Annotated in this window: 20 protein-coding genes; 17 read left to right on the top strand and 3 right to left on the bottom strand. The window is 69.7% G+C overall.

What is annotated here, in order from left to right:
• Positions 1 to 710: 710 nt before the first annotated feature.
• Positions 711 to 1,304, bottom strand: coding sequence for a TetR/AcrR family transcriptional regulator (locus tag BW730_RS14885; protein WP_158522688.1), 594 nt, complete (start codon positions 1,302 to 1,304; stop codon positions 711 to 713).
• Positions 1,305 to 1,427: 123 nt separating this feature from the next.
• On the opposite strand from BW730_RS14885, the gene BW730_RS14890 reads away from it, so the two are divergent.
• From BW730_RS14890 to BW730_RS14920, 7 genes are all read left to right on the top strand, one after another.
• Positions 1,428 to 4,097: an MMPL family transporter gene (locus BW730_RS14890; protein ID WP_077686947.1), complete on the top strand. Its 2,670-nt coding sequence runs from the start codon at positions 1,428 to 1,430 to the stop codon at positions 4,095 to 4,097.
• On the top strand, positions 4,094 to 6,022 hold the full coding sequence (locus BW730_RS14895) for a YhgE/Pip domain-containing protein (protein WP_077686948.1): 1,929 nt from the start codon (positions 4,094 to 4,096) through the stop codon (positions 6,020 to 6,022). The genes BW730_RS14890 and BW730_RS14895 overlap by 4 nt, the downstream gene beginning before the upstream one ends.
• Positions 5,995 to 6,576 carry a hypothetical protein gene (locus BW730_RS14900; protein ID WP_077686949.1) on the top strand — a complete coding sequence of 194 codons (582 nt, stop codon included), beginning with the start codon at positions 5,995 to 5,997 and terminating at the stop codon, positions 6,574 to 6,576. Before BW730_RS14895 ends, BW730_RS14900 begins: the two co-directional genes overlap by 28 nt.
• A gap of 56 nt (positions 6,577 to 6,632) precedes the next feature.
• The gene (locus BW730_RS14905) at positions 6,633 to 7,472 is read left to right on the top strand and encodes a hypothetical protein (protein ID WP_077686950.1); all 840 of its coding nucleotides are present in this window, start codon (positions 6,633 to 6,635) and stop codon (positions 7,470 to 7,472) included.
• Positions 7,469 to 8,701 (top strand): hypothetical protein, encoded by a 1,233-nt coding sequence (locus BW730_RS20085; protein WP_077686951.1) that lies wholly within the window; start codon positions 7,469 to 7,471, stop codon positions 8,699 to 8,701. Before BW730_RS14905 ends, BW730_RS20085 begins: the two co-directional genes overlap by 4 nt.
• A gap of 2 nt (positions 8,702 to 8,703) precedes the next feature.
• Positions 8,704 to 9,489 (top strand): hypothetical protein, encoded by a 786-nt coding sequence (locus tag BW730_RS14915; protein WP_077686952.1) that lies wholly within the window; start codon positions 8,704 to 8,706, stop codon positions 9,487 to 9,489.
• Between the two features lie 65 nt (positions 9,490 to 9,554).
• The gene (locus BW730_RS14920; RefSeq protein WP_077686953.1) at positions 9,555 to 10,265 is read left to right on the top strand and encodes a hypothetical protein; all 711 of its coding nucleotides are present in this window, start codon (positions 9,555 to 9,557) and stop codon (positions 10,263 to 10,265) included.
• On the opposite strand, the gene BW730_RS18295 is transcribed toward BW730_RS14920, so the two are convergent.
• A complete protein-coding gene (locus BW730_RS18295; RefSeq protein ID WP_145952909.1) occupies positions 10,240 to 10,626 on the bottom strand; it encodes a hypothetical protein in 387 nt (128 codons plus the stop codon). The two genes, BW730_RS14920 and BW730_RS18295, sit on opposite strands and share 26 nt — an antisense overlap.
• Positions 10,627 to 10,827: 201 nt before the next feature.
• Between BW730_RS18295 and BW730_RS18720 the strand changes: the two genes are divergently transcribed.
• From BW730_RS18720 to glpK, 4 genes are all read left to right on the top strand, one after another.
• Complete coding sequence (locus BW730_RS18720; RefSeq protein ID WP_077686954.1) at positions 10,828 to 11,403, top strand: hypothetical protein; 576 nt, start codon at positions 10,828 to 10,830, stop codon at positions 11,401 to 11,403.
• Positions 11,400 to 12,278: a hypothetical protein gene (locus BW730_RS14930; protein WP_077686955.1), complete on the top strand. Its 879-nt coding sequence runs from the start codon at positions 11,400 to 11,402 to the stop codon at positions 12,276 to 12,278. The genes BW730_RS18720 and BW730_RS14930 overlap by 4 nt, the downstream gene beginning before the upstream one ends.
• A 567-nt stretch (positions 12,279 to 12,845) precedes the next feature.
• Positions 12,846 to 13,610 (top strand): MIP/aquaporin family protein, encoded by a 765-nt coding sequence (locus BW730_RS14935; protein ID WP_077686956.1) that lies wholly within the window; start codon positions 12,846 to 12,848, stop codon positions 13,608 to 13,610.
• A 42-nt stretch (positions 13,611 to 13,652) separates the two neighbouring features.
• Positions 13,653 to 15,173, top strand: coding sequence for a glycerol kinase GlpK (glpK, locus tag BW730_RS14940; RefSeq protein WP_077686957.1), 1,521 nt, complete (start codon positions 13,653 to 13,655; stop codon positions 15,171 to 15,173).
• 205 nt (positions 15,174 to 15,378) lie between these two features.
• Here glpK and BW730_RS14945 read toward each other — a convergent pair whose 3' ends face one another.
• The gene (locus BW730_RS14945; RefSeq protein ID WP_077686958.1) at positions 15,379 to 17,325 is read right to left on the bottom strand and encodes a DUF2264 domain-containing protein; all 1,947 of its coding nucleotides are present in this window, start codon (positions 17,323 to 17,325) and stop codon (positions 15,379 to 15,381) included.
• Between the two features lie 100 nt (positions 17,326 to 17,425).
• Here BW730_RS14945 and BW730_RS14950 point away from each other — a divergent pair, with 100 nt between their 5' ends.
• From BW730_RS14950 to BW730_RS14970, 6 genes are all read left to right on the top strand, one after another.
• Positions 17,426 to 18,508: a LacI family DNA-binding transcriptional regulator gene (locus BW730_RS14950; RefSeq protein WP_077686959.1), complete on the top strand. Its 1,083-nt coding sequence runs from the start codon at positions 17,426 to 17,428 to the stop codon at positions 18,506 to 18,508.
• A 94-nt stretch (positions 18,509 to 18,602) separates the two neighbouring features.
• Positions 18,603 to 19,925, top strand: coding sequence for an ABC transporter substrate-binding protein (locus BW730_RS14955; RefSeq protein ID WP_077686960.1), 1,323 nt, complete (start codon positions 18,603 to 18,605; stop codon positions 19,923 to 19,925).
• 53 nt (positions 19,926 to 19,978) lie between these two features.
• Entirely contained in the window at positions 19,979 to 20,899 is a 921-nt protein-coding gene (locus BW730_RS14960; protein ID WP_077686961.1) for a carbohydrate ABC transporter permease, read from the top strand.
• A complete protein-coding gene (locus tag BW730_RS19525; RefSeq protein WP_226996844.1) occupies positions 20,896 to 21,261 on the top strand; it encodes an ABC transporter permease family protein in 366 nt (121 codons plus the stop codon). Before BW730_RS14960 ends, BW730_RS19525 begins: the two co-directional genes overlap by 4 nt.
• A complete protein-coding gene (locus BW730_RS14965; RefSeq protein ID WP_226996845.1) occupies positions 21,207 to 21,836 on the top strand; it encodes a carbohydrate ABC transporter permease in 630 nt (209 codons plus the stop codon). The genes BW730_RS19525 and BW730_RS14965 overlap by 55 nt, the downstream gene beginning before the upstream one ends.
• A gap of 73 nt (positions 21,837 to 21,909) precedes the next feature.
• Positions 21,910 to 23,082: a glycoside hydrolase family 88 protein gene (locus BW730_RS14970; RefSeq protein WP_077686962.1), complete on the top strand. Its 1,173-nt coding sequence runs from the start codon at positions 21,910 to 21,912 to the stop codon at positions 23,080 to 23,082.
• Positions 23,083 to 23,085: the final 3 nt, after the last annotated feature.

Consider the following 23,085-nt stretch of genomic DNA (forward strand, 5'->3'; position numbering starts at 1 on the left):
TCGAGGGGTCCGAGCACCGAGCGCGCTCGTGGGTGGGTAGGCGTGCAGGTTTCGGACGTTTCGACGCGGATGCGCGACTTCGTCGGCGATCCGGCTCAACGAGCGGGACCGTCCCCGAGCTAGTCGAGGGGGTCCGAAGACTGCGTGGTCACTGGTGTGGGACGGCGTATTGGTTGCGGACGTTTCGACGCGGACGCGCGACTTCGTCGGCGATCCGGCTCAACGAGCGGACCGTTCCCCGAGCTTGTCGAGGGGTCCGAATGCCGAGCGGGACCGTTCCCCGAGATTGTCGAGGGGTCCGAACGCCGAGCGTCCGTGGTCGTGAGCGGGTCGGCGTTCAGGTTGCGGACGTTTCGACGCGGACGCGCGACTTCGTCGGCGATCCGGCTCAACGAGCGGGACCGTTCCCCGAGCCTGTCGAGGGGTCCGAACGCCAAGCGCCTGTGGTCGTGGGGCGGGATGGCGTTCGGGTTGCGGACGTTTCGACGCGGATGCGCGACTTCGTCGGCGATCCGGCTCAACGAGCGGGACCGTTCCCCGAGCCTGTCGAGGGGTCCGAAAGCCGAGCGTCCGTGGTCGTGGGGCGGGTCGGCGTTCAGGTTGCGGACGTTTCGACGCGGACGCGCGACTTCGTCGGCGATCCGGCTCAACGAGCGGTGGGGTCCGGCTCAACGAGCGGTGGGGTCCGGCTCAACGAGCGGCGGTCCGGCTCAGCTTGTCGCGTGTTCCTTTACCGCCAAGGACTCGACGACCGCCGTCATCAAGCGCAGGTTCGACCCGTCGTTGGACAGCAGCGGAGAGAAGTACAGCGCTTCACACAACCGCAGCAGGTCGTGGACGTCGATCGAGAAGTGGCACTCGGCCTGGGCCGCGCCGCGCTCGACCACCTCGGTCAGCAGCGGCCACTGGTCCTCACGGGCCCGCTGCAACCGCATGGCCAACTCCGGCTCCCGGTTGGCCCGCAACTGCATCTCGATCATCGTGCGGTGCCGGTCGGGGCCGAACGCGGCCGCCCCGAACAGCGTGGTCAACAACTCGCCGATGTCGACGCTCGAGGAGGCCGAGTCGAGCGCGTCCTTGCACGCGTCGATGCACTCGTCGGCCATGTACCTGGCGACCGCCTCGCAGACGTCGTCCTTGGTCTCGAAGTTCGAATAGAAGGCTCCGCGCGTGTAGCCGGCGGCCTCGCACAACTGCTCGACCGACGTCGCGTCGATGCCGTTGCGACCGAACAGATCGAGCGCCGCCTCGACGATCCTTCGACGGGTCTCATGCCGCCGAGCCGTGACGCGTGGGGTGCTCATTTCCGTCCCTTTCACTCCAGTTCGATACACAAGCGTATCGGATACAATCATGTTTTGGATACACGACTGTATTCACATAGCCTTGGGTGCTGAAACTGTACGCCGGTCGGGAGGGACGACGAGATGTCGGCATGGCTCTACGCCTTGGGACGCTGGTGCTATCGACGGAGGAAGACCGTCATCGCGATCTGGCTTGCCCTCCTGGTCGCGCTCGGCGGCCTCGCCTTCACGTTCATGGGGTCGTTCAACAACACGTTCGAGATCCCATCGTCCAAGTCCCAGGACGCGCTCGACAAGCTCCGCATGACGTTCCCGCAGGCGGCCGCGCTGTCGGCGATGGCAGTCGTGGTGGTCCCCGAGGGCGAGTCGATCGAGACCTACCGGCCGCAGATCGAGGCGGCCGTCAGCGAGTTCGACGGCCTCGCCGAGGTCGAGGCGGCCACGTCGCCCTGGAACGAACACGTCTCAGGCCTGGTCTCCGACTCGGATCGGGCCGCGATCATCCAACTCAGTCTCGAGTTCCCGACCATCGCGCCCAGCGCGGACGACCTCGCACCCATCACCAAGGTCGCCGACGACCTTCGGGCAGACCTCCCCGATGACGCCCAGGTCAGCATGGGCGGCGAGGCCTACAACATCGAACTGCCCGCCATCACGATCATCGAGGGCATCGGCCTGATCGTGGCGCTGATCGTGCTGACGATCCTGCTCGGCTCCCTCGTCGCGGCGGGTCTCCCGCTGTTGACGGCCATCACCGGCGTCGGCATCTCCATGACGATCATGCTGCTGCTCACGCGCATCTTCGACATCAACTCCACCACGCCGCTGCTCTCGGTGATGCTCGGGTTGGCGGTCGGCATTGACTACGCCCTGTTCATCCTCTCGAGGCACCGCGACCAACTCCGCCAGGGCCTCGACCCGGAGGAGTCGGCCGGACGCGCCGTCGGCACCTCCGGCTCCGCGGTCGTCTTCGCGGGCCTGACGGTGTTCATCGCGCTGATCGGGCTCGCGGTCGCGCAGATCCCGTTCCTGACGGTGATGGGCATCTTCGCCGCGGCCACCGTCGCCATCGCCGTCGCGATCGCGCTCACCTTCCTGCCGGCGCTGATGGGTCTGATGGGGGAGCGGATGCGCCCCAAGGCCAAGAAGCCCGCCAAGGCGGCCAAGGAGCCGAAGGCCAAGCGCCAGGGCGCGTTCGCCTGGTGGGTCGGCGTCACAACGCGGCACCCCATCATCACCATCGTGGTGGTGGTGGCTGGCCTGATTGGCCTCACCGTGCCGACCGTCGGGCTGCAGGTCGCGCTACCCAACGCGGGCCAGCAGCACGCCGGCTCGCCCGCGCGCGTCGCGTACGACCTGATCGCAGAGAACTTCGGCCCGGGAGCAAACGGCCCCATCATCGTGACCGCCGACATCATCGGCTCGACCGACCCGATCGGCCTGCTCGACTCGCTCAAGGCCGACATCGAGGCGATGCCCGGCGTCGACCAGGTGCCCATCGCCACCCCTAACCCCAACGTCGACACCGGAATGATCCAGGTCGTGCCGACCACCGGCCCCGACGATCCGGCCACCTCCGACCTCGTCCGCGCGCTGATCGACAAGGGCGAGGGCTGGGAGGCCAAGTACGGCGTCCAGACCAACGTGACGGGTGCGACCGCCATCCAGATCGACATCAGCGAGAAGCTGACGGCGGCGCTGTGGCCGTTCGGCATCCTCGTCGTCGGGCTGTCCCTGATCCTGCTCGCCGCCGTCTTCCGCTCCGTCTGGGTCCCCGTCAAGGCGACGCTCGGGTACCTCCTCAGCGTCGGCTCCGCCTTCGGCATGACGACGCTGGTGTTCAACCACGGCTGGTTCAAGGAGATCGTCAACCTCGAGAAGCCGATGCCGGTGATCTCGTTCCTGCCGATCCTGCTGATGGGCATCCTGTTCGGGCTCGCGATGGACTACGAGGTCTTCCTCGTCAGCCGGATGCGCGAGGAGTACGTGCACGGAAAGAGCGCCGTCGAGGCGATCCGGGGCGGCTTCGTCGCCTCCGGGCCTGTGGTCGCGGCCGCAGCCGTCATCATGATCTCCGTCTTCGCGTTCTTCGTCCCCGAGGGGATGGCCGCCATCAAGGCGATCGCGTTCGCGCTTGCCGTCGGGGTCGCGGTCGACGCGTTCCTGGTGCGCATGACGCTGGTGCCCGCCGTCATGACCCTGCTCGGCGACCGCGCCTGGTGGCTGCCCAAGTGGCTGGACAAGCTGCTTCCAACCTTCGACGTGGAGGGCGAGGTCCTCACCCGCGAGGTTGAACTGCGCGACTGGCCCGGCGACGACTCGGTCGCCTTCGCCGACGACCTGGCCGTCGACGGCGTCGTTGGACCCGTCAACCTGCGGCTGGTGCAAGGCAACGTGATCGGCCTGATCGGGCCGGTCGGCGCCCGCACCGGCGCGGCCCTCGCGCTGAGCGGCCGCCTCGAGACGACCTCGGGCAAGGCCCGCGTTGCGGGAGCCCTGCTCCCCGAGGGCGCCGGCCGCGTCCGCAGGCGCGTCACCTATCTCGACCTCGCGACGGTGGACGACCCGACCGCGGCTCTGGCCGCCGCCCGCCCAGGCACCGTCGTGTTCGTCGACACCATCGAACTGGCCGACACCGACTCGGCCCGCCAGGCCCTCAACGGGCTCATCGACCGCACCCGGGCCACCGGCGCCGTCGTCCTGTGCGGGGCGAGCGCCGAGAGCCTCGGCGACATCCCCCTGGACGGCATCTACGCCGCCCCCACCGCATCGCTCGAGGGGAGCAACGCATGAAGACCACCGAACCACGCATGGGCTGGGCGAGCATCGTCGCCCTTGCGCTCGTCCCGCTCCTCGCGGTCGCCGCGCTGATCGGCCTTTCGGGCAACCGTGCCGACTCCACCGTCAGCGCCGCCGTCGTCAACCTCGACGAGGCGGTCACCGTCAACGGCCAGTACGTGCCGATGGGCCGCCAACTCGCGGCCGCCATGGTCGACCGGGACGGCGAGAACATCGACTGGACGCTCGCCGACGCCCCCAGCGCCGCGGCGGGCCTCAAGACGGGCGAGTACTCGGCCGTCGTGACGATCCCCAAGGGCTTCTCGGCCGCCGCGACCTCCTTCTCCGCCAACGACGCCGCGAAGGCCGAGCAGGCGACGATCCAGGTGCAGGTCAGCGGGAACGCGCCCGTCACGGACTCGCAGGTCGCGCAGGAGATCTCGCGCCTTGCGGTCGACACCATCAACTCGACGCTGACCGGCAGCTACCTCGACGGGATCTACGTCGGCTTCAACACGGTCGGCGAGCAGTTCAGCACCATCGTGGACGGCGCCAAGCAACTCCACGACGGCTCCACCGAGCTCGCCAAGGGCACCCAGCAGGCGGCCCAGGGCGGCACGCAGTTGCGCGACGGCATGGACCAACTTGCCGAGAACGGCCCGAAGCTCGTCGTCGGCGGCGACCAGTTGGTCTCCGGCATCGGCGACCTCAAGGACGGCACGAGCCAACTCAGCGACGGCGCAAGCCAGCTCTCCGACGGCGTCAGCCAGTTCGCGGCCCAGACCCCCGAACTGGTCTCCGGCGTGGGCGAGCTCGCCACCGGCGCGGACCAGTTGCTCGGCGGCATCCCGCAGTTCGCCGACGGCGCCGCGCAGGCGATCGGCGGCGTGACCCCGCTGCGCCAGGGCCTCGACAAGATGATCACGGAGATCGGCTCCACGCCGGTCGACACCAGCCAGTTCGACCCCCTCGTCAAGGGCGCGTCCGGGCTCAAGGACGGCACCGCCGGGATCAGCACCGGCGCCGCAGGCATCAGCAAGGGGATCGACACGGTCGCGGGCACGCTCGGCGGCTACTCGGCGGGCGGACCGCTCGACCCGCAGACGCAGGCTGCCGTCGACGGAGTGACCAAGCAGTTCCAGGACGGCCTCGGCTGCCAGCCAGACGACCCCAACCCCATGTGCGGGATGCTCAAGCAGGCCGTCGAGGCGGGCTTCAAGACGGGCACCGGGGTGGGCGCTGGCATGTTGACCAGCCCCGACCCGGCCACCGGGCAGTCGCTGTCCGGCGGCGCCTCGGACCTCTCCGACGGGGCGACCCAGGTCGCCGACGGGGCCTCCGAACTCTCCACAGGCATCGCGTCGCTTCCCGACTCCATCGCCAAGGAGACCGCCGAGCAGATGGGCGAGCTCACCGGTGGCCTGAAGCAGATGCGTGACGGCGCCAAGACGCTCGAGGAGCAGGCTGCCCCGCTGGTCGCCAGCGCCCCGCAGCTCTCCGAGGGTGCCAAGCAGCTCAACTCGGGCATCCAGCAGCTCAACGACGAGATCGGGGCACTCCCCAGCGGCGTCAACCAGCTCTCCAGCGGCGCACAGCAACTCGCGGACGGCGCCTCCCAGCTCGATTCGGGTGTCGGCGCGCTGATGGACGGCGCCACCACCTTCGTCGACGGCGTCTCGCAGTACACCGACGGCGTCGAGTCCGCCGCGGACGGCACCGCCTCTCTCGTGGACGGCCTCGTTCAGCTCTCGGCTGGCACCACCAAGCTCGACGAGGGCGTCGGCACGTTCGCGTCCGAGCTGGCCAAGGGCGCCGACCAGGTGCCCAGCTACTCGCAGGGCGACCGCGAGAAGCTGGCCAAGGTCGTCGCGAGCCCAGTCGAACGTTCCGATTCGCTGATGGCCGGGGCAAGGTGCCGCTTGTCTCGCTGCTGCTGCTGACCGGCCTGTGGCTCGGAGCGCTCACCGCCTACGTCGCCGTCCGGCCAGTGCCGCGCGACGCCGTCGCCTCCCGTGAATCGAGCCTCACCCTCTGGGCGAGGGCGCTGCGTCTACCCGCCGCGATCGTCGGTGTGCAGGGCCTGCTGCTCGGCCTGGTTGGAGGCGTCGTGCTCGGCGTCGGCTTCGGCACCACGGTCGGCCTGATGGGGCTGCTTGCGCTGCTCGGCCTCTCGTTCGTGCTCGCCAACCACGCCCTCGCGGGATGGTGGGGCAACATCGGTCGCGCGATCTCGGCCCTGCTGCTCGTGGTCACTATCGGCCTCGGCGTCTCGTCCGCCGTCGGCTGGCTCGCCCCCGTCGGGGTCGTGTCCCCGCTGCACAACGGATTCACGCTGGTGCGCACGTGGCTGTCGGGTGGAACGGGCGAGATCGGCATCGCGGCGGTGTCCGTGCTGATGTTCGTGATCGCGGCCACTCTGTCCTACCTGGCGATCGCCACGAGGCGCCACATCTCGGCCGACCGGTTCCGAAAGTCCATCACCACGGCGGCCTGAGCACCCCGGGTCGGACCCGACCGCTGATTAAATGGCACGGTGAAGGAGAGGTGCCGATGACTCAGCGGGAGTTCGACGACGACCTTGCCGTGCCTGCCGCGCCCCTTGCGGGCGACTGGCCCGACGTGGATGCGGTCGCGGCCGCGCCTGCCCCTGCCGCCGAGCCCGAGATGGAGCGTTCGGACGACCAGGAGGAGGCCGACCCGTTGGCGGCACCCGTCTTCTCGGGCGAGCCGGAACCAGAGCCCGAACCCGACGACGAGGGCGACGGCGGATTCTCCGACAGGGACAAGCTCGTGCGCGTCTGGCTCGACGACGCGGGCCGCCTCATCCGGGTGCGCGTCAGCCCCGTCTGGTTCACCAGGATCGGGCCGAAGGAGCGCCTCGAGGACCGCTTCCGCGAGGCCTTCGTCCTGGCGCAACTGCCCGGCGCCGACCCCATCGAGCGTCCCGAACCGCTTGGTCCGCTGGAGGAACTCGCGGCCATGCCGGAGGAGGTGCGCGCGGCACTCGACGACCTCCCGGAGCTGAGCCAGGAACTGGTGACGGCCTTCAGGGCGGTCGCCGACGAACTGGACGCCGAGATCACCCAGGCGCTCGCCGTGGAACAGGACGCCTGGCAGCGCGAGGCGCGCCGGGTGACCGGCCGGTCTCAGGGGGTCAGCGTGACGCTCGATGAATGCGGTCGCACCCACAGTGTCGCCTTCGAGGAACGCTGGCTCGACGAGGCCCAGGTCGGTTCGATCGTCACCCACGTCCAACTCGCGTCCGACCGTGCGCAGGAGTCGTACCGGCCGGTTCCGCGCGGTGGCGCCTCCGACGACCTCCTCAAGCAGCAGGAACTGCTGGGGGTAGCCATCACTGCCGTACTCAATCCGAGGGGAAGTAAGTCATGACTGACGCAGAATCGGCATGGGACAAGCTTGAACTCAGGGCCGCGGCGAGCGGCTTCGCGGGCATCGGCGCCGAGACCGACGACGAACTGGACTCGGCGGAACTGCGTGAGGGCCAGATCAACCCCAATGCGACGGGATCCAAGGGCTCCGGCTCCGGCGGCTCGGGCACGATGCCGCCGATGATGGGCGGCGCGGGCGCGAAGGGCGCGGCCGGCCCGGCAGGTGTCGCTCCCGGAGGCGGCCAGCCCCTCGGGGTCGACGCGGCCGCGCTCGGCGGTCAGGCGCTCCGCGGCGGCGTGCCGGGCGCTGGTGCTCCGCTGGGTGGAGGAGCCGCGCTGGCCAGCACGCAGGGCATGGGCCCCGGAGGGATTCCCGGCGGGGGCCTCGGCGGCCTCGGGGGCGGCGGTGGGCTGTCGGCCGCGGGCGCGTCGTCGCCGCAGATGTTCGACACCGACGGCGACGGCATCCCCGACATGATCGACGCAGACGGGGACGGCATCCCCGACACGCCGCTCATCGACCGGGATGGTGACGGGATCCCCGACACCCCGGCTGGCGGCTGGGACTCCGACGGCGACGGAGTCCCCGACTACCAGGAGTGGCTCAACGGCGGCCCCGACCGCCCCGGCGCCGACTACAACGGCACCCAGCCGCCCGGCAGCTATCTGCCGCCGGGCACTGCGCCGACCGATCCCGACCCCGACCCTAGCGGGTCAAAGTATCCGGAACTACACAAGCTTCCGGAGATCATCTACGATCCGCCCATCTCCGACCCCGGCCCAGGCGGCGACGATGGCTCGAAGGGTGGCGACGGCTCCAAGGGTGGCGACGGCTCCAAGGGTGGCGACGGCTCCAAGGGCGGCGACGACGGCGGACGCAGCGGTGACGATGGCGGGGGCCGCTCGAAGGATGAAAGCGGCGGCACCCCCACCAGGACCGAGAAGAGTGATGGCGGCTACACCGTCGACCCGGAGGAACTCCGGAAGCTCGCCAAGCAGTGGGCCGCCGCGAGCGACACGGCGGGCAACGCCTCCAAGACCCCGATCCCCGGTGACCTCGGCGTCGTCAAGGCGACGGGGGTCACCGAGCTCGCGACCGGCGTCACGAAGCAGGCGGGAACGGCGAGCACCACCTACGCCAACACCAGCGCGGAACTGATGAAGGCGGCAGACCGCTACGAGACCATGGAGCAGGTCAACGCGGCCAGCGCCAAGCAGATCGGAGGATAGCGATGGACCTGTACACGATCCTGCAGGAGTTGCTCCGCCGCGTGAAGGCGGCCATCGAGGCCGCCCAGCGCACCCGCGACACTGCCGAAGCACAACCGCTCCAGGTGGTAGCGGAGCACTACCGACTCAGTGACGCCGTCCAGTCGGCCTGGAACCTGGACCTCAGCGAGTTCAAGGTGCTGACAGGGGCGAGCGCCGTGCTCGGCGGGGCGGCGTCGCTCGCGGCCAATGCTGCGGAGATGGCCTGCCGCGCAGTCCACGAGGCGAACATGCAGAGCCTCAGCCGGCAGCGCACCGAGTTGGACAAGTTCCAGGCGCTCCTCGAGGCCGCGATCAGCGCGCTGAGGACCGACGTAATCCAGTGGGGGAACACCGTGATCGCCCTGAGCGCCCTCGACAAACAGGTCAACTCGCTCCAGACCGGCGAGGGCTGGACCGGCGCAGCCTCGGTCAGCTACGGGGGCTTCGCGGGTGCCCGGGGGCAGGCGGCGGGGATCATGAACGGCGCCGCGGGCGACCTGCCGGGGGCGCTGGTGAAGGTCAGCGCGGCGAACCAACTGGCCGCGGACAAGGTTCGCGAGTCGATCGCGCGCGCCAAGCAGTCTCTCCGGCAGCCCTCACCGGCCTTCGGCACCTTCTATCGGACCCGTTCGGTTTCGGGTCACCTTGCGGAGATCACCGTCCACCTGAATGCGGCGACCGGCGGCGAACTGACCCAGGGTCAGGCCGACAGCCTGAACAACGCGGCCAACACCGCGCTGGCCGACCTCCAGGCCTCGCTGCCCTGACGGGCAATCCCGGCGTGACCCTGCCGTTTGCTTAACTTGGTGGGCCCGAGGCAGAGGGGTGAGCCATGACCATCGGATTCGACGACGACTTCGATCCACTCGCGCCGCCCGACTTCGGCGACGCCCCAGACGAGGCCGCCGACCCGGGCGTCGGAGGCTACGCCGATCCCGACCGGATCGTCCGGGTCTGGGTCGAGGACAACCGGCTCACCAAGGTGCGCGTCAGCCCCGTCTGGTTCCGCCGGGTGATGGGCGAGGACACCCTCGAGAACCACTTCCGGCAGGCGTTCGCCGAGGCCTCGTTCGCCCTCGCCTACGTCCCCGCCGAGTCGGCCGCACCCGTCGACGAGGACGAGGACGATGCCGCTCCGGACGACCTCGACGCCTTCGACCAGTTGCCCCGCCTCTCCGCGTCCTCGCTCACGGCCTTCGGTGAACTCTTCGCCCAACTTGAGCGACGCATCGACGAGGCCGTCGACAACCCGTCCCCCGGGCGCGCAGAACCCGCCCCGCCGACGATCGGGAACTCGCCGGGGGTCGGCGTCGTCCTCGACTCCAGGGGGAGGGCGTGCGACGTCCGGTTCGAGGAGGAGTGGCTCGACGAGGTGCAGGTCGGCGCGATCGGCTCGGCCGTGCTCGCCGCGGCGCAGGATGCGTATGCCAGGCACGGCGACACCGAGGACCCCCACCCCGAACTCGACGAACTGCTCGAGGAACGCCGCCTCCTGATGGCGGCGTACCGGGCGATGCTCAACCCGCGAAGGAGCCGACGATGACCGACGCAGACGACGCCTGGGCCACCCTGGAACGGCGCGCGGCGGAGAGCCGCTTCGCGGGCATCCGCGCCGACAGCGACGACGAGGTCGACGACGCCTCGCTCCGCGAGGGCATGATCAACCCGGCAGCCGCGGGCGGCAAGGGCGCAGGCGCCGGAGCCGGAGGCATGATGCCGCCCATGATGATGGGAGGCGCGGGCCAGGGCGGAGCGGGCGCGTCAGGCGGTGGAGGAGGGCTGAGCAGCGCCGGGGCAGGTTCCGCCGCACCGCCCGCCCCCTCGGCCGCCTCCGGCGGCGGACCGCTGCCGATGGGTGCCGCCCCGACCGCGACCTCGGCGCCGGGTGCCGCGAGCGCTGGCATCCCGGCCGGTGGACTGCCCTCCGGAGGGGCGGGCGGCCTGCCGGGAGGAGGAAGCGCAGGAGGGGGAGGACCCTCCGCGATGCCGGGCGGGATGCCCGGCGGAGTGCCTGCGGGGCCCAGCGCCGCGGGAGCCCGAGCACCCCAAACGCGACCGGCCAGCCGCCGTCGACCGAGGGGCCAGGTGGGCAGCCCTCTGGCGGCGTGCCGGGCCAGCCGACCGAGGAGGAGTTGCGGAACCGCGACTCCGACGGCGACGGCGTCTCCGACTGGGACGAGATCACCGGCGGCCGACCCGGCACCCAGCCGGGCGACGGCGGTGCGACCGGCGACGACCCGAACGCGCCCGACCCCGATGGCATCCCCGACCCCTACGACACCGACCCGGGTGACCCGACCGGCACCGGCGGGCCGGATGATCCGCCCGGTCCCGAAGGCCCTGGCGGACCCGGCGACCCCGGCGATGACGGGAGCGGGGGCGGCGAGACCGGTGACGACGGTGGCCGCGAGGTCGCCGTCACCCCCGATGCGCTGCGCACGGCCGCCAAGAAGTGGTTCGACCTGAGCAGCGAGGCCAAGGCGGCAACGGCGTCGCCGACCCCCACCAGCTTCGGCCTCGTCCCCGACCTCGGCCTGTCCGAACTCTCCGGAGCAGGGACCGGGTGGTCGGGTGGCGCTGGAGCCGAGTTCACCGCCATCGGCGAGCGCCTGATGAGCGCGGCCGCCAGCTACACCGAGGCCGAGACGACCAACGCCGGCATCATGAGGGAGGCGCTGTGATCGACAGCGGCAGCGGGGCGGCCAAGCTCGTCACCACCATCCGCGACTACGCGGACCGCAAGGATCTCGAACTGGACGCGACCACAACATTCGAGCACGTGCGACGCAAGTTGGACGCGCTGTTGGCCGCCGTCGAGCGCGCCAAGACGCGCGACGCCAACCAGATCGACGGCATCCTGCACGCCCTTGGCGCGCTCATCCCGGGCCCCATGATCGACATGCTGCGCGGGCGTGCCCGGATCGACATCGTCGACCTGGACGTCTCGTGCGACCAGGCGGTCGCGGCGCTCACCGCGGCGGTCGCCCGGATCGGTGCCAAGGCGGCCCACATCCCCGAGGCGCTCGAGGCCGACGCCGACCAGTGGCTGCTCACCGCACAGCGGGTCGCGGCGTTCTCGGAACAGATCGACGCGATCGCCAAGCCCGAGGGCTGGCAGGGCACCGCCGCCGCCGGCTACCACGACGCGTCGACGGTGCAGCGCAACGCCTCGGTCGAACTGGCGGGCATCGCCGACGGCGTCTCGGACGCGCTGCGCCTGATGGCCGGGCTCAACCGCGCCATCTTCCAGGAGTGCGCCGAGATCCTCGTCGGCGCCCGCCACGAGATCAACAGGGCTGCACCCGACCGTCTCGGCGGCCGCACCGCGCAGGCGGTCACGACGCTGCGCAAGACGCTCAGGCGGATCAACGCGGCCGCGGCGGGTGGTTCCGTCGAGGGAAGCAGCGGCGAGTTGGCAGACCAGATCTCCAGCACGCTGCACTCGCCCGCGATCCTGCGCCCGCAGCAGTGGCCGACCGGCGGCGCGATGGCCTCGGTCGCCCCGGGCGACACCAACAGGGTCGGCGGCGCCCACGGTTCGGCCACCGCCAGGTGAGCCGATGCCCTGTCCCGCTCGGGCCGGGGTGGGGCCGGGGTGGGCTTGAGCAGCATCCGTAACTCGTCTGCGATTCGACCGTTCAAACCTGGTGCGATCGCGAACGAACACGCACTACTGCTCAACGCCAGACCTGCCGGGCCATACCTGCCGGCCGCCTCCGGGCGCGGGCGCTGCTGAGTGGATGGGCCGGAGGGGAGCCGCATCCCGGTCCGCTGTCTCCCCGTCCCGCTCGGCAGGGATGGCGGGCGCCTGCTGAGCCGTGCCGGAAGTCGGGCCGAAAGGGTGGGGTGAGGGCTGGAGACCTTTCGACCTGGGATCTGCGGCTCGCTAGGCGCACCGCGCGTCGTCTGCAGAGGTTGGTTTAGCCAAGATCCCTGGGTCTAGTTAACGTTGACAGGAACCAGTGCACCGCCCGCCCAATGGTGTGCACAGACGTGCACAGTACTTGCAACGACGTGCATTGTCACGCTTCGCTAGAGGCGAGGTCGACACCTTTGTCGTCCGCAAAGTGCGCGTCAGCAGTGACGCCAAGCTGACATTGCTGTCAGGAACGGAGCTTCAACTATGTCGTTGGGAGTCATCTTCCTTTCTGAGACGGTCGGTACGGCCATGCTCATCCTCTTGGGCTGTGGCGTCGTCGCCAACACGGCCCTCGCCAAGACCAAGGGCAACGGCACCGGCTTCCTCTTCGTCAACTGGGGCTGGGGTCTCGCGGTCTTCGCGGGTGTCCTCGTCTCCTACAAGTCGGGTGGACACCTGAACCCGGCCGTGACGCTCGGTATCGCGTCCTCCGGCGCCAAGGAGTTCGTGGGCGGCATCGCCGTCGGCTTCGCGTCCATCGCGGTCTACATCCTGGCCCAGATGCTCGGCGCCATCATCGGCGCGACGCTGTGCTGGCTGGCATACAAGGATCACTTCGACCAGGAGCCCGACGCGGCCACCAAGCTCGGCGTGTTCTCGACCGCACCTGCCATCCGCAGCTACGCCTGGAACCTCGTCACTGAGATCATCGCCACCTTCGTGCTGGTCTTCGTCGTGCTCGCCGCCGGTCACTGGGGCGACAAGACGGTCGGCACCCCCGCTGGCCTCGGCTGGCTCGGCGCCCTCGGCGTGGCGCTGCTGATCGTCGGTATCGGCGCCAGCCTCGGTGGTCCCACCGGCTACGCCATCAACCCTGCCCGTGACCTCGGCCCCCGCATCGCGCACTTCATCCTGCCGATCAAGGGCAAGGGCGGCTCGGACTGGGGCTACTCCTGGGTTCCCGTCGTCGGCCCGATCCTGGGTGGCGTCATCGCGGGCCTCCTCTCCGGCGTCCTTCTGCCGGCCTGATCAGCTCACTCACACACAACACACACAAGGAAGTGTTAGTACATGTCTGACAAGTACGTACTCGCAATTGACCAGGGGACGACGAGCTCTCGCGCCATCATCTTCGACCACAAGGGCACCATCGTCGCCACGGGTCAGAAGGAGCACGAGCAGATCTTCCCGCGCGCCGGTTGGGTCGAGCACAACCCCAAGGAGATCTGGGACAACGTCCGCGCGGTCGTCGCTGACGCCCTCGCAAAGGTCTCGCTGAACCACAACGACATCGCGGCGGTCGGCATCACCAACCAGCGCGAGACCACCGTGGTGTGGGACAAGAACACCGGTGAGCCCGTCTACAACGCCATCGTCTGGCAGGACACCCGCACCGGCAAGATCGTCGAGGAACTCGGCGGCGAGATCGGCCAGGACCGCTACAAGGAGCGCGTCGGTCTTCCGCTCGCGACCTACTTCTGTGGCCCCAAGGTCAAGTGGATCCTCGACAACGTCGAGGGCGCACGGGCGAAGGCCGATTCCGGCGACCTGATCATGGGCACCATGGACACCTGGGTCCTGTGGAACATGACCGGTGGCTCCGACGGTGGCATCCACGTCACCGACGTGACCAACGCGTCGCGCACCATGCTGATGGACCTGAAGACCCTCGACTGGGATCCCGAGATCGCAGCCGACATGACCATCCCCATGTCGATGCTTCCCGAGATCAAGTCCTCGGCAGAGGTCTACGGCGTCGGTCGTCAGCAGGGCATGCTGCCGGACGTCCCGATCGCGGGCATCCTGGGCGACCAGCAGGCCGCGACCTTCGGCCAGGCCTGCTTCGAGTCCGGCATGGCGAAGAACACCTACGGCACCGGCAACTTCATGCTGATGAACACCGGCGAGGAGATCGTTCCTTCGAAGAACGGCCTGCTCACCACCGTCTGCTACAAGATCGGCGACAAGCCGGCCATCTACGCCCTTGAGGGCTCGATCGCCGTCACCGGCTCGCTCGTTCAGTGGCTGCGCGACAACCTGCAGATGTTCGACTCGGCCCCCGAGGTCGAGAAGCTCGCAGCGACGGTCGAGGACAACGGCGGCGCGTACTTCGTGCCCGCGTTCTCCGGCCTCTTCGCCCCGTACTGGCGTGCAGACGCCCGCGGCGCGCTCGTCGGCCTGACCCGCTACGTCAACCGCGGCCACATCGCCCGCGCCGTCCTGGAGGCCACCGCCTACCAGACGCGCGAGGTGCTCGAGGCCATGGAAGCCGACTCGGGCGTCAAGCTGGCCGAGCTCAAGGTCGACGGCGGCATGACCGCCAACGACACCCTCATGCAGTTCCAGGCCGATGAGCTCAACGTCGCGGTGGTTCGCCCCGTCGTCGCCGAGACCACCGCGCTTGGTGCCGCCTACGCCGCAGGCATCGCCGTCGGCTACTGGGAAGGTGAGCAGGACGTCATCGACAACTGGGCAGAGTCCAAGCGCTGGGTCCCCGAAATGGACCGCGGCGAGGCCGACCGTCTGTTCCGCAACTGGAAGAAGGCCGTCACGCGGACCTTCGACTGGATGGACGACGACGTCATCGAGTGATCCGTCTCGTTCCCACCGCAAGGGCGTCGGCTTCGGCCGGCGCCCTTCGCGCGTCCTGGGGCGGGTAGGGCGTTGAGCAGTAGTCCAGGGTCGTTGCGGGCTTGATCGTGCAAGTGTGGTGCTGGCGGCATCGAGCACCGAATGCTGCTCAACGCCAGACGTGCACCGCGGCTACTTCACCGGTCCTGGACGGGTCGTAGGCTGGCTAACGGGCCATGGGGAGGCGGATGGTCGCGGCGCCGTCGACCTCCACGATCAGCTTGTCGTCGACCAAAGCGGTGAGGACGCGGGGCGGGTCGACCGGATCCGAGCCGGTGAGCGTCGAGACGGTGACCAACACCGTCCGGCGGCCCGAGTGTCGCGCCACCAGCACCGGGACGGCGACCTCCGTGCCCAACGGGCTGGTGCCGGTCGCACGGTGCACGGCAGGGGTCGCCTCGCCGTGCACGATCACCAGTCGCGAGGCGAGCGTCCGACCGCCGTCGCTCGGTGGAGCAAGCCTGGCCTCCCCCTCCCGAGCGCCCTCGCTCGACGGCGCGACCCGGGCTCCCAGCGCGCCGTCCCCGGCGTTGCTGCGCGTACCCCAGGCGGCGGTGACTGTGCACCCCTGGCTGGCCTCCGAGGCGACCGGCGGCAGGTCAGAGGCGACCGCCCACCCGCCGACCCGGACGGCGAACTCGCGGTCGCGCTCCGAGGAGATGACGTGCGCCTGGACGACGTGCGGCCCGACGGCAGTCGACGCCGTCAAGATCCTCAACCCCACGCCTGCGGACTGGTCGGCCCACAGCGGGACGTGCGAACTCGCCAGCGTGCCTGCTGCGGCCTGCTCCCTGACGATCCCGCCGCGTCGCGAGGCGACCCCGGCCTCGTCCACGAGCGCGACGTGTGAGTCGACGGGGTCGGGATCGAAGCTCGGTGCGGTCGCCGACGAGAAGGCCAGCCGACCGTACTGCGGGTCGTCGAGGCCGACCAGCGGCGGGTGGTTGTCGCTGCCATGGTTGACGATCCGGGCGATCCCGTCCGCCCCGGTCCGGGCCAGAAGGAAGCCGGGCTCCTTGGCCACCACGACGACGTCGCGGCGCTCGTCCGCCGCCTCGCGGGGCGGGTCGTTCCAGACGGGGTGGTCGGGCCCGAGCGCGAGGCCCAGGAAGCCCTTGGAGGCCCAGTACGGCGACGCTGGGCCCGAGTACGGCTGGATCATCGGCGGGAACTCTCCCAGCCAGCCGCTCGTCAGCCGGCCCTCGTTCAGCGCCCCGCCGTCGACGAAGAAGCCGAGCGTGCGGGCCGCGAGGTCGCGCGCCACTCCCGGCTCGACGATGCCGAAGCCGGCGTACTGGTCGACCCACAGCGGCGCGAGCGCCGCGAACCGGTAGCTCAGCGAGCGGCCCTGGAACACGGGCGAGCCGTCGCGCCCGAAGAACAGCAGGTGCTGGGGGAGGAACCTCGCCAGCCGCTCGCCGTAGCCCGCGCGGCGTTCCAGAGCCTCGTCCGGCGCGGTGCCCTCGCGGAGCATCGTCCACATCGTCGGGTACAGGTGCAGCGCCCAGGCGTTGTAGTAGTCGAAGTTCTGCCCGGCGCCGTCGCGGTACCAGCCGTTGCCGTCGTACCAGTCCTCGAGTCGCGCAAGGCCGGAGGCGATCCTGCCCCGGTCCGCTGGCAGCCCGACGGAGGCCAGGAACTCCTGCACGATCACCGGGAACAACACCCAGTTGTTGTCGGGGGTGGAGACGCCGGCCGACGGCGCCAGCCACGCGGCGATCAGGCCCTGCTCGGCCTCGCTCAGGGCGTCCCAGAGCCACGGCCGCGTCAGGTGCAGGCCGATCGCGATCGAGGCGGCCTCGACGAGCGCCTGGCCCCGGTCGACGATGCGCGGCCAGGAGTCGGCGTGCCCCTGCCTCACCCCGGCGACGAGTCCCTCGCGGTAGTCCTCAAGCAGCGCACCACTCGACGCGCCGCCAGTGCCTGCGACCCGGAAGGCCAGCAGCAGGAAGGATCGTGCGAAGCCCTCAAGCCCGTCGGACTGCTCCCCGGACCAACTCGGCCTACCAGGCACCCGGTAGAGGGCCCCGGAGGTCGTCCGATGGGGCTGCAGCGCGGCCAGCAGGTCGTCGGCGGAGTGCACCCAGCCGGCGTGGCTCGTCAGGTCTGGCATCGACGCTCCTTTGCGATCGGCTCAGATACTAGGCCACTCTGAGGCATAGGATGAGACAGAATCGCTCAAAGGCACAGAAGCAAACATCCAGGGGGTCGGCATGGTCGCCGAAGGTAGACAGGACGCCATTCTTCGAGAACTCGAACTGCACGGCAGCATGCAGGTGACCGCGTTCGCGACGCGACATGGGGTTTCGCCCATGACGGTGCGGCGCGACCTGGCGCGACTTGAGGACCTCGGCCTGTTGGAGAGGGTGCACGGCGGCGCGATCTCGAGGTCGGTGGCGACGCAGCGCTCACGCGCCGACCGCAGGGACGGAAGGGTCGCCCGGCCCGTGGCGACCATCGGGATGGTCGTCCCCTCTGCCGATTACTACTACCCGGCCGTCATCCAGGGTGCGCAGGCCGCGGCCCGCGACTACGCGGTGCGGCTAGTGCTCGGCACCACCAACTACTCCGTCACGCAGGAGGTCCGCCAGGCCGAGAGACTGCTGCGCGGCGGCGTCGACGGGTTGCTGATCACCCCGGCCAGCCAGGTCGACCAGGACTCGCCCGTCCGGGAACTGCTGGCGACCGCGACCAAGCCGGTCGTGGTCGTCGAGCGCGAGGTGCTGCCCGGCCCCGGCAGCGCGACCATCGAGTCCGTCCGCACCGACCACGCCTACGGGGCCGAACTCGCCATGCAGCACCTCTACGAGTTGGGCCACCGGCGGGTGCTGCTCGCGGCGCGCACCAGCGCGACGGCTCCCTGGCTGAGGCTCGGGCACCGGCGCGTCCTGGAGCGCAACGGCGAGGACCCCGAAGGGCTGTTCTGGACGCTTCCCAACCCTCGGATCGGCACCGACGACCTGGTCACCTCCGTCGAGCAACTGGTCGAGCACTGCGTCCAGCAGGGGGTGCGCGCCGTGGTGATCCACAACGACACCGACGCGATGGCCTTCGTCGACCTGGCGGCGGAGCGCGGCTTCCACACCCCGCGCGACTTCAGCATCGTCGCCTACGACGACGAGTTCGCGGCGCTCGCTCAGGTGCCCATCACGGCGGTCGCCCCGCCCAAGTTCGACCTCGGGCATAGCGCGATGCGCATGTGCTTCGAGCGCCTGACAAGCCGGACTCCCGCCTCGGCCGTGATTCGTGCCACCCTGATCCCGACCTTGGTGCAGAGAGAGTCGACCGCATCCTAAATGTTCGATTCTGTTCGATGTTGGGTTTTTCCCTGGCAATGTTCGGAGTTCGGCGGTTAGGTAGGCGTCGTCACTGATATTCGAAGGAGAATTCATGAATCCGCGACGTATCCTCACCGCCGTCGCCGCCTGTCTCGTCACCGGCCTGATGGCCGGCTGTGCAGGCGCAAACCCCGCACCGGCGGAGACCAGCAGCCCCACCGCACCCGCCCCCGCCGAGAAGCCCTCTGGTGAGATCACGTTCTGGTCCGCCATCGGCGGCATGGACGCGGTCACCGAGAAGTTCAACTCCTCGCAGGACGACATCACGGTGAAGTTCCAGGAGATCCCCAACGGCGCCAACGGCGGCTACGCCCAGCTGTCCGCGGCCCTGACGTCGAACACCGGCCCAGACGTCGTCGGCATCGAGTACCCGCAACTGCCGCAGTTCGTCGCCAACCAGCAGCTGCAGCCGCTCGACGACATCGTCGGCGAAGAGGTCCTCTCCAAGTACCCCGAGCAGGTCCGCGGCCTCGTCACCTTCGGCGACAAGACCTACGGCATGCCATACGACGCCGCCCCGCTGGTGTTCTACTACCGGTCCGACGTGCTGAAGGCAGCCGGCGTCGAGGTCCCCAAGACGTGGGACGAGTTCCGCGCCGCCGCTGAGGCCGTCCGCAAGCACGACCCCAAGGCGTACCTCGTCAGCTTCAACCCCAACGAGCCCGCCATCGTCGCCGCCCTCTCCTGGAAGGCAGGCGCCAAGTGGTTCGGCACCGAGGGCGACTCCTGGAAGATCGGCGTCAACGATGAGACCTCCGCGAAGGTCGCGGCATTCTGGCAGGGCCTCGTCGACGACGACCTCGTCAAGGTGCAGCCTTCCTTCAGCGATGAGTGGACCGCCGACCTCGGCAGCGGCGTGACCGTCGGCCTGATCGGCGCTAGCTGGAGCGCGGCCGGCCTCAAGGCCCGCACCGAAGGCACCGACCAGGCGGGCAAGTGGATCGCCGCTCAGCCGCCGTCCCGGGACGCCCCCTCCAGCGCCTTCTACGGAGGCACCAGCTTCGTGATGACCAAGGACTCCAAGAACACCGCGGCCGCCGCCGAGTTCCTGAAGTTCCTCACCACCGACCCTGAGGCCATCAAGGCCCGCGGCGAGGTCGGGTCGGCCTACCTGGCCTTCCCCGGCCTCACCGAGCAGGCCAAGAGCGTCTTCCCCGTCGACTACTTCGCCAACGACATCTACAGCGTCTTCGACGAGTCGGCCGCCTCTGTTGTCAAGGGCTGGCAGTGGGGCCCGAACTGGGACATCACCTCCACGGCCCTGAAGGACAACCTCGCAGCGGTCGGCGCCAACGGCACCATCCCCGCCGCCCTCGAGAAGTCCGCCACGCTGACGGTCGACGGCCTCAAGCAGCTCGGCCTCTCCGTCAAGTGATCCCGCCCCGGGGCGGCCACACCGGCCGCCCCGGGCCAAACCTGGAGGCACTCATGTCCACCACCATGACCCGCTCTCCCCGCCGCAACCGCATCCGGGGAGGGGGCCGCGTCGCCGCGCTGTTCCTCACCCCGTTCTTCGCCCTGTTCGTCGTGGCGATGCTCGCCCCGCTCTGCTACGCCGTTGGCCTCAGCCTGTTTGCCGACCGACGCTCCGGCCTCGGCTTCGGCGGTTTCGTGCGGGAGTTCGTCGGCATCCAGAACTACCGCGACGTGCTCGCCTCGGAGACGTTCGTCGCCGGGTTCGGCAGGCTCGCGCTCTACGTCGGCATGTACATCCCCATCATGATCGGCCTCGCGCTCCTGATGGCCCTGCTCCTCGACGCGGCCGTCACGAAGGCAAAGCGCTTCTTCCAGTTGATGCTCTTCCTGCCGCACGCGGTGCCCGGCGTCATCGCCGCGCTGATCTGGTCGTACCTCTACACCCCCGGCGTCAGCCCCATCGTCTCGGCACTCGCCAGCGGTGGCATCCAGGTCAACTTCCTCGGCGCCTCCATGGTGCTGCCCTCGATCGTGAACATCAGCGTGTGGGAGTGGACCGGCTACAACGTCATCATCTTGTTCACCGCGCTGCAGGCGGTCCCCCGCGAGGTCATCGAGGCCGCATACGTCGACGGGGCCTCCGGGTTCCGCACCGCGCTGTCGATCAAGACCCCGCTGATCGCGCCCGCGCTCTCCGTGATTCTGCTGTTCACCGTGATCGGCACCCTGCAGATGTTCACCGAGCCGTCGATCCTGTCGCGCGCCACCACGTCGGTCACCAGCACCTGGGTGCCGAACATGTGGGCCTACGACGCCGCGTTCAACCGCAACAACCTCCCGCAGGCCGCGGCCGCGTCGGTCATCCTCGCGCTCCTCGCCGGGGTCCTGTCCTGGATCGTGACGCGGTTCACTTCCAGGAAGGCCACCTCATGAGCACCACCACCGCCGTCGCGACCCCGCCCCGTCCGACGCCCCGGGCCGGCGTCGGCACCGATCCGGCGACCCTCGACGCGCTCGCACCGCGCCGCAGGCGCAGGCGCCCCAGCGCCACCGGCCTCAGCGTCAACGGCCTGCTGATCCTCGGCTCGGCTTACATGGTGCTGCCGATCGTGTGGCTCTTCTTCGCCGCGACCAAGAACAACGCCGACCTGTACGGCACCCCCGGGTTCGCGTTCGGGCGGATGTCGCTGTGGAGCAACATCGGGTCAGTGCTCGGCGAGGCGAACGGCGTCTTCCTGCGGTGGATGCTCAACAGCCTGCTGTACTCGGGGTCGGTGCCGTCGTCGGCGGCCTGATCTCGGTGCTCGCCGGCTACGCCTTCGACAAGTTCAGCTTCAAGGGCAGGTCGGCGCTATTCGGCTTCGTGCTGGTCGGGGTCCTGATCCCCAACACCGCGACCGTGCTCCCGCTGTACCTGCTCGCCGCGCAGGTCGGGATCAACAACACGATGTGGTCGGTGCTGATCCCGGTGCTCTGCAACCCGTTCGGCGTGTACCTGGCCCGCATCTTCAGTGCTGGCTACGTCCCCGACGAGACCCTCGAGGCGGCCCGCGTCGACGGCGCAGGACCGATCCGCACGTTCGTGTCCATCGGGCTGCCGATGCTGGTGCCCGGCTACGTCACGATCGGGCTGTTCCAGTTCGTCGGCATCTGGAACAACTTCATGCTTCCGCTCGTGATGCTGCAGGACCGCTCCCTGTTCCCCGTCAGCGTCGGCATGTCGCTGTGGCAGGGCTACTCCGTCGCGATGCCCGAGTACACGCCCATGGTCATCACCGGTTCGATGTTGAGCATCATTCCGCTCGTCGTCGCCTTCGTGATGCTGCAGCGCTTCTGGAGGGCAGGCCTCACAGCGGGCAGCGTCAAGTAACACCCTGATCGATCCACCACCGGGAGCGACCCGTAGTTCGCCGCACCCATTTTCAGCCACGAAAGGAAACGCAATGACCCACGACAGAGGCCACCTGGCCGATGTGACGGGCCGCGTCCAAGCCGCCCTCGACCGGGCAGTCGAGACCGTCGCACGCAACGCCACCGACTTCCGGGGGTTTCCCGACGACACCACCACAGACGGTCGCTACCTTCCCCGGCCGGCGGCCGGCGCCGTCCCTGAGGGCGGCAACCACGGCTGGACAACGAGTTTCTGGGTCGGCATGCAGTGGATCGCCTGGGAGGTCGGGGGAGACCCGGCCGTCCGCGAGGCCGCTGCGGCGGGCACCGCTGACTTCGTCCGCAGGGTCCGCGAGGGCGAGGACCTCGACATGCACGACCTGGGCTTCCTCTACTCGCTGTCCTGCGTCGCGTCGCACCGCCTGACGGGTGACGCCACGGCGGCGGAGGCCGCGGTCGCGGCCGCGGAGCACCTGACGGGCCGGTTCCTGGAGCCTGCGGGCATCGTCCAGGCCTGGGGCGACCTCTCCGACCCGGAACACCGCGGCCACACCATCATCGACAGCCTGCTCAACATGCCGCTGCTGACCTGGGCGGGTGCCCGCACCGGTCGGGAGCGCTTCGACGAGGTCGTCCGAAGGCACTGCGAGCAACTGGCCAGACACATCGTCCGCGACGACGACTCGACGTTCCACACCTTCGGCTGGGACGAGGAGACCGGAGCGCCGCTCGGCGGTGGCACGGCTCAGGGCGCCTCGCCGACCTCCTGCTGGGCGCGGGGGCAAGCCTGGGGCATCTACGGCTTCGCGCTGAACGCCTCCGCCGTCGGGTCGGCCGAATTGCTCGACGCGTCGCGCCGCTGCGCCGACTACTTCCTCGACCACCTGCCGGAGGACCTGGTCCCGTACTGGGACCTGGACTACCGCGACGGAAGCGCCGCGCCTCGCGACTCGTCGGCCGCCGCCATCGCCGTGTGCGGGCTGTACGAACTGGCGGGCCAACTCGACGACGGTGAGCGGTACCGCGCCGCGGGCGAGGCGATCCTCGACTCCCTGATCCGCGGCTACACGGCCGACACGACCACCGGTGCCGACCCGTTGCTGCTGCACGGCGTCTACGACATGCCCGGCGGCATCGGCGTCGACGAGGGGACGCTCTGGGGCGACTACTTCTACCTCGAGGCGCTCCGTCGCAGCAGCGACCCGTCCTGGCGCCCCTACTGGTGAGCG

It is taken from the genome of Tessaracoccus aquimaris, from assembly GCF_001997345.1.
GTDB lineage: Bacteria > Actinomycetota > Actinomycetes > Propionibacteriales > Propionibacteriaceae > Arachnia > Arachnia aquimaris.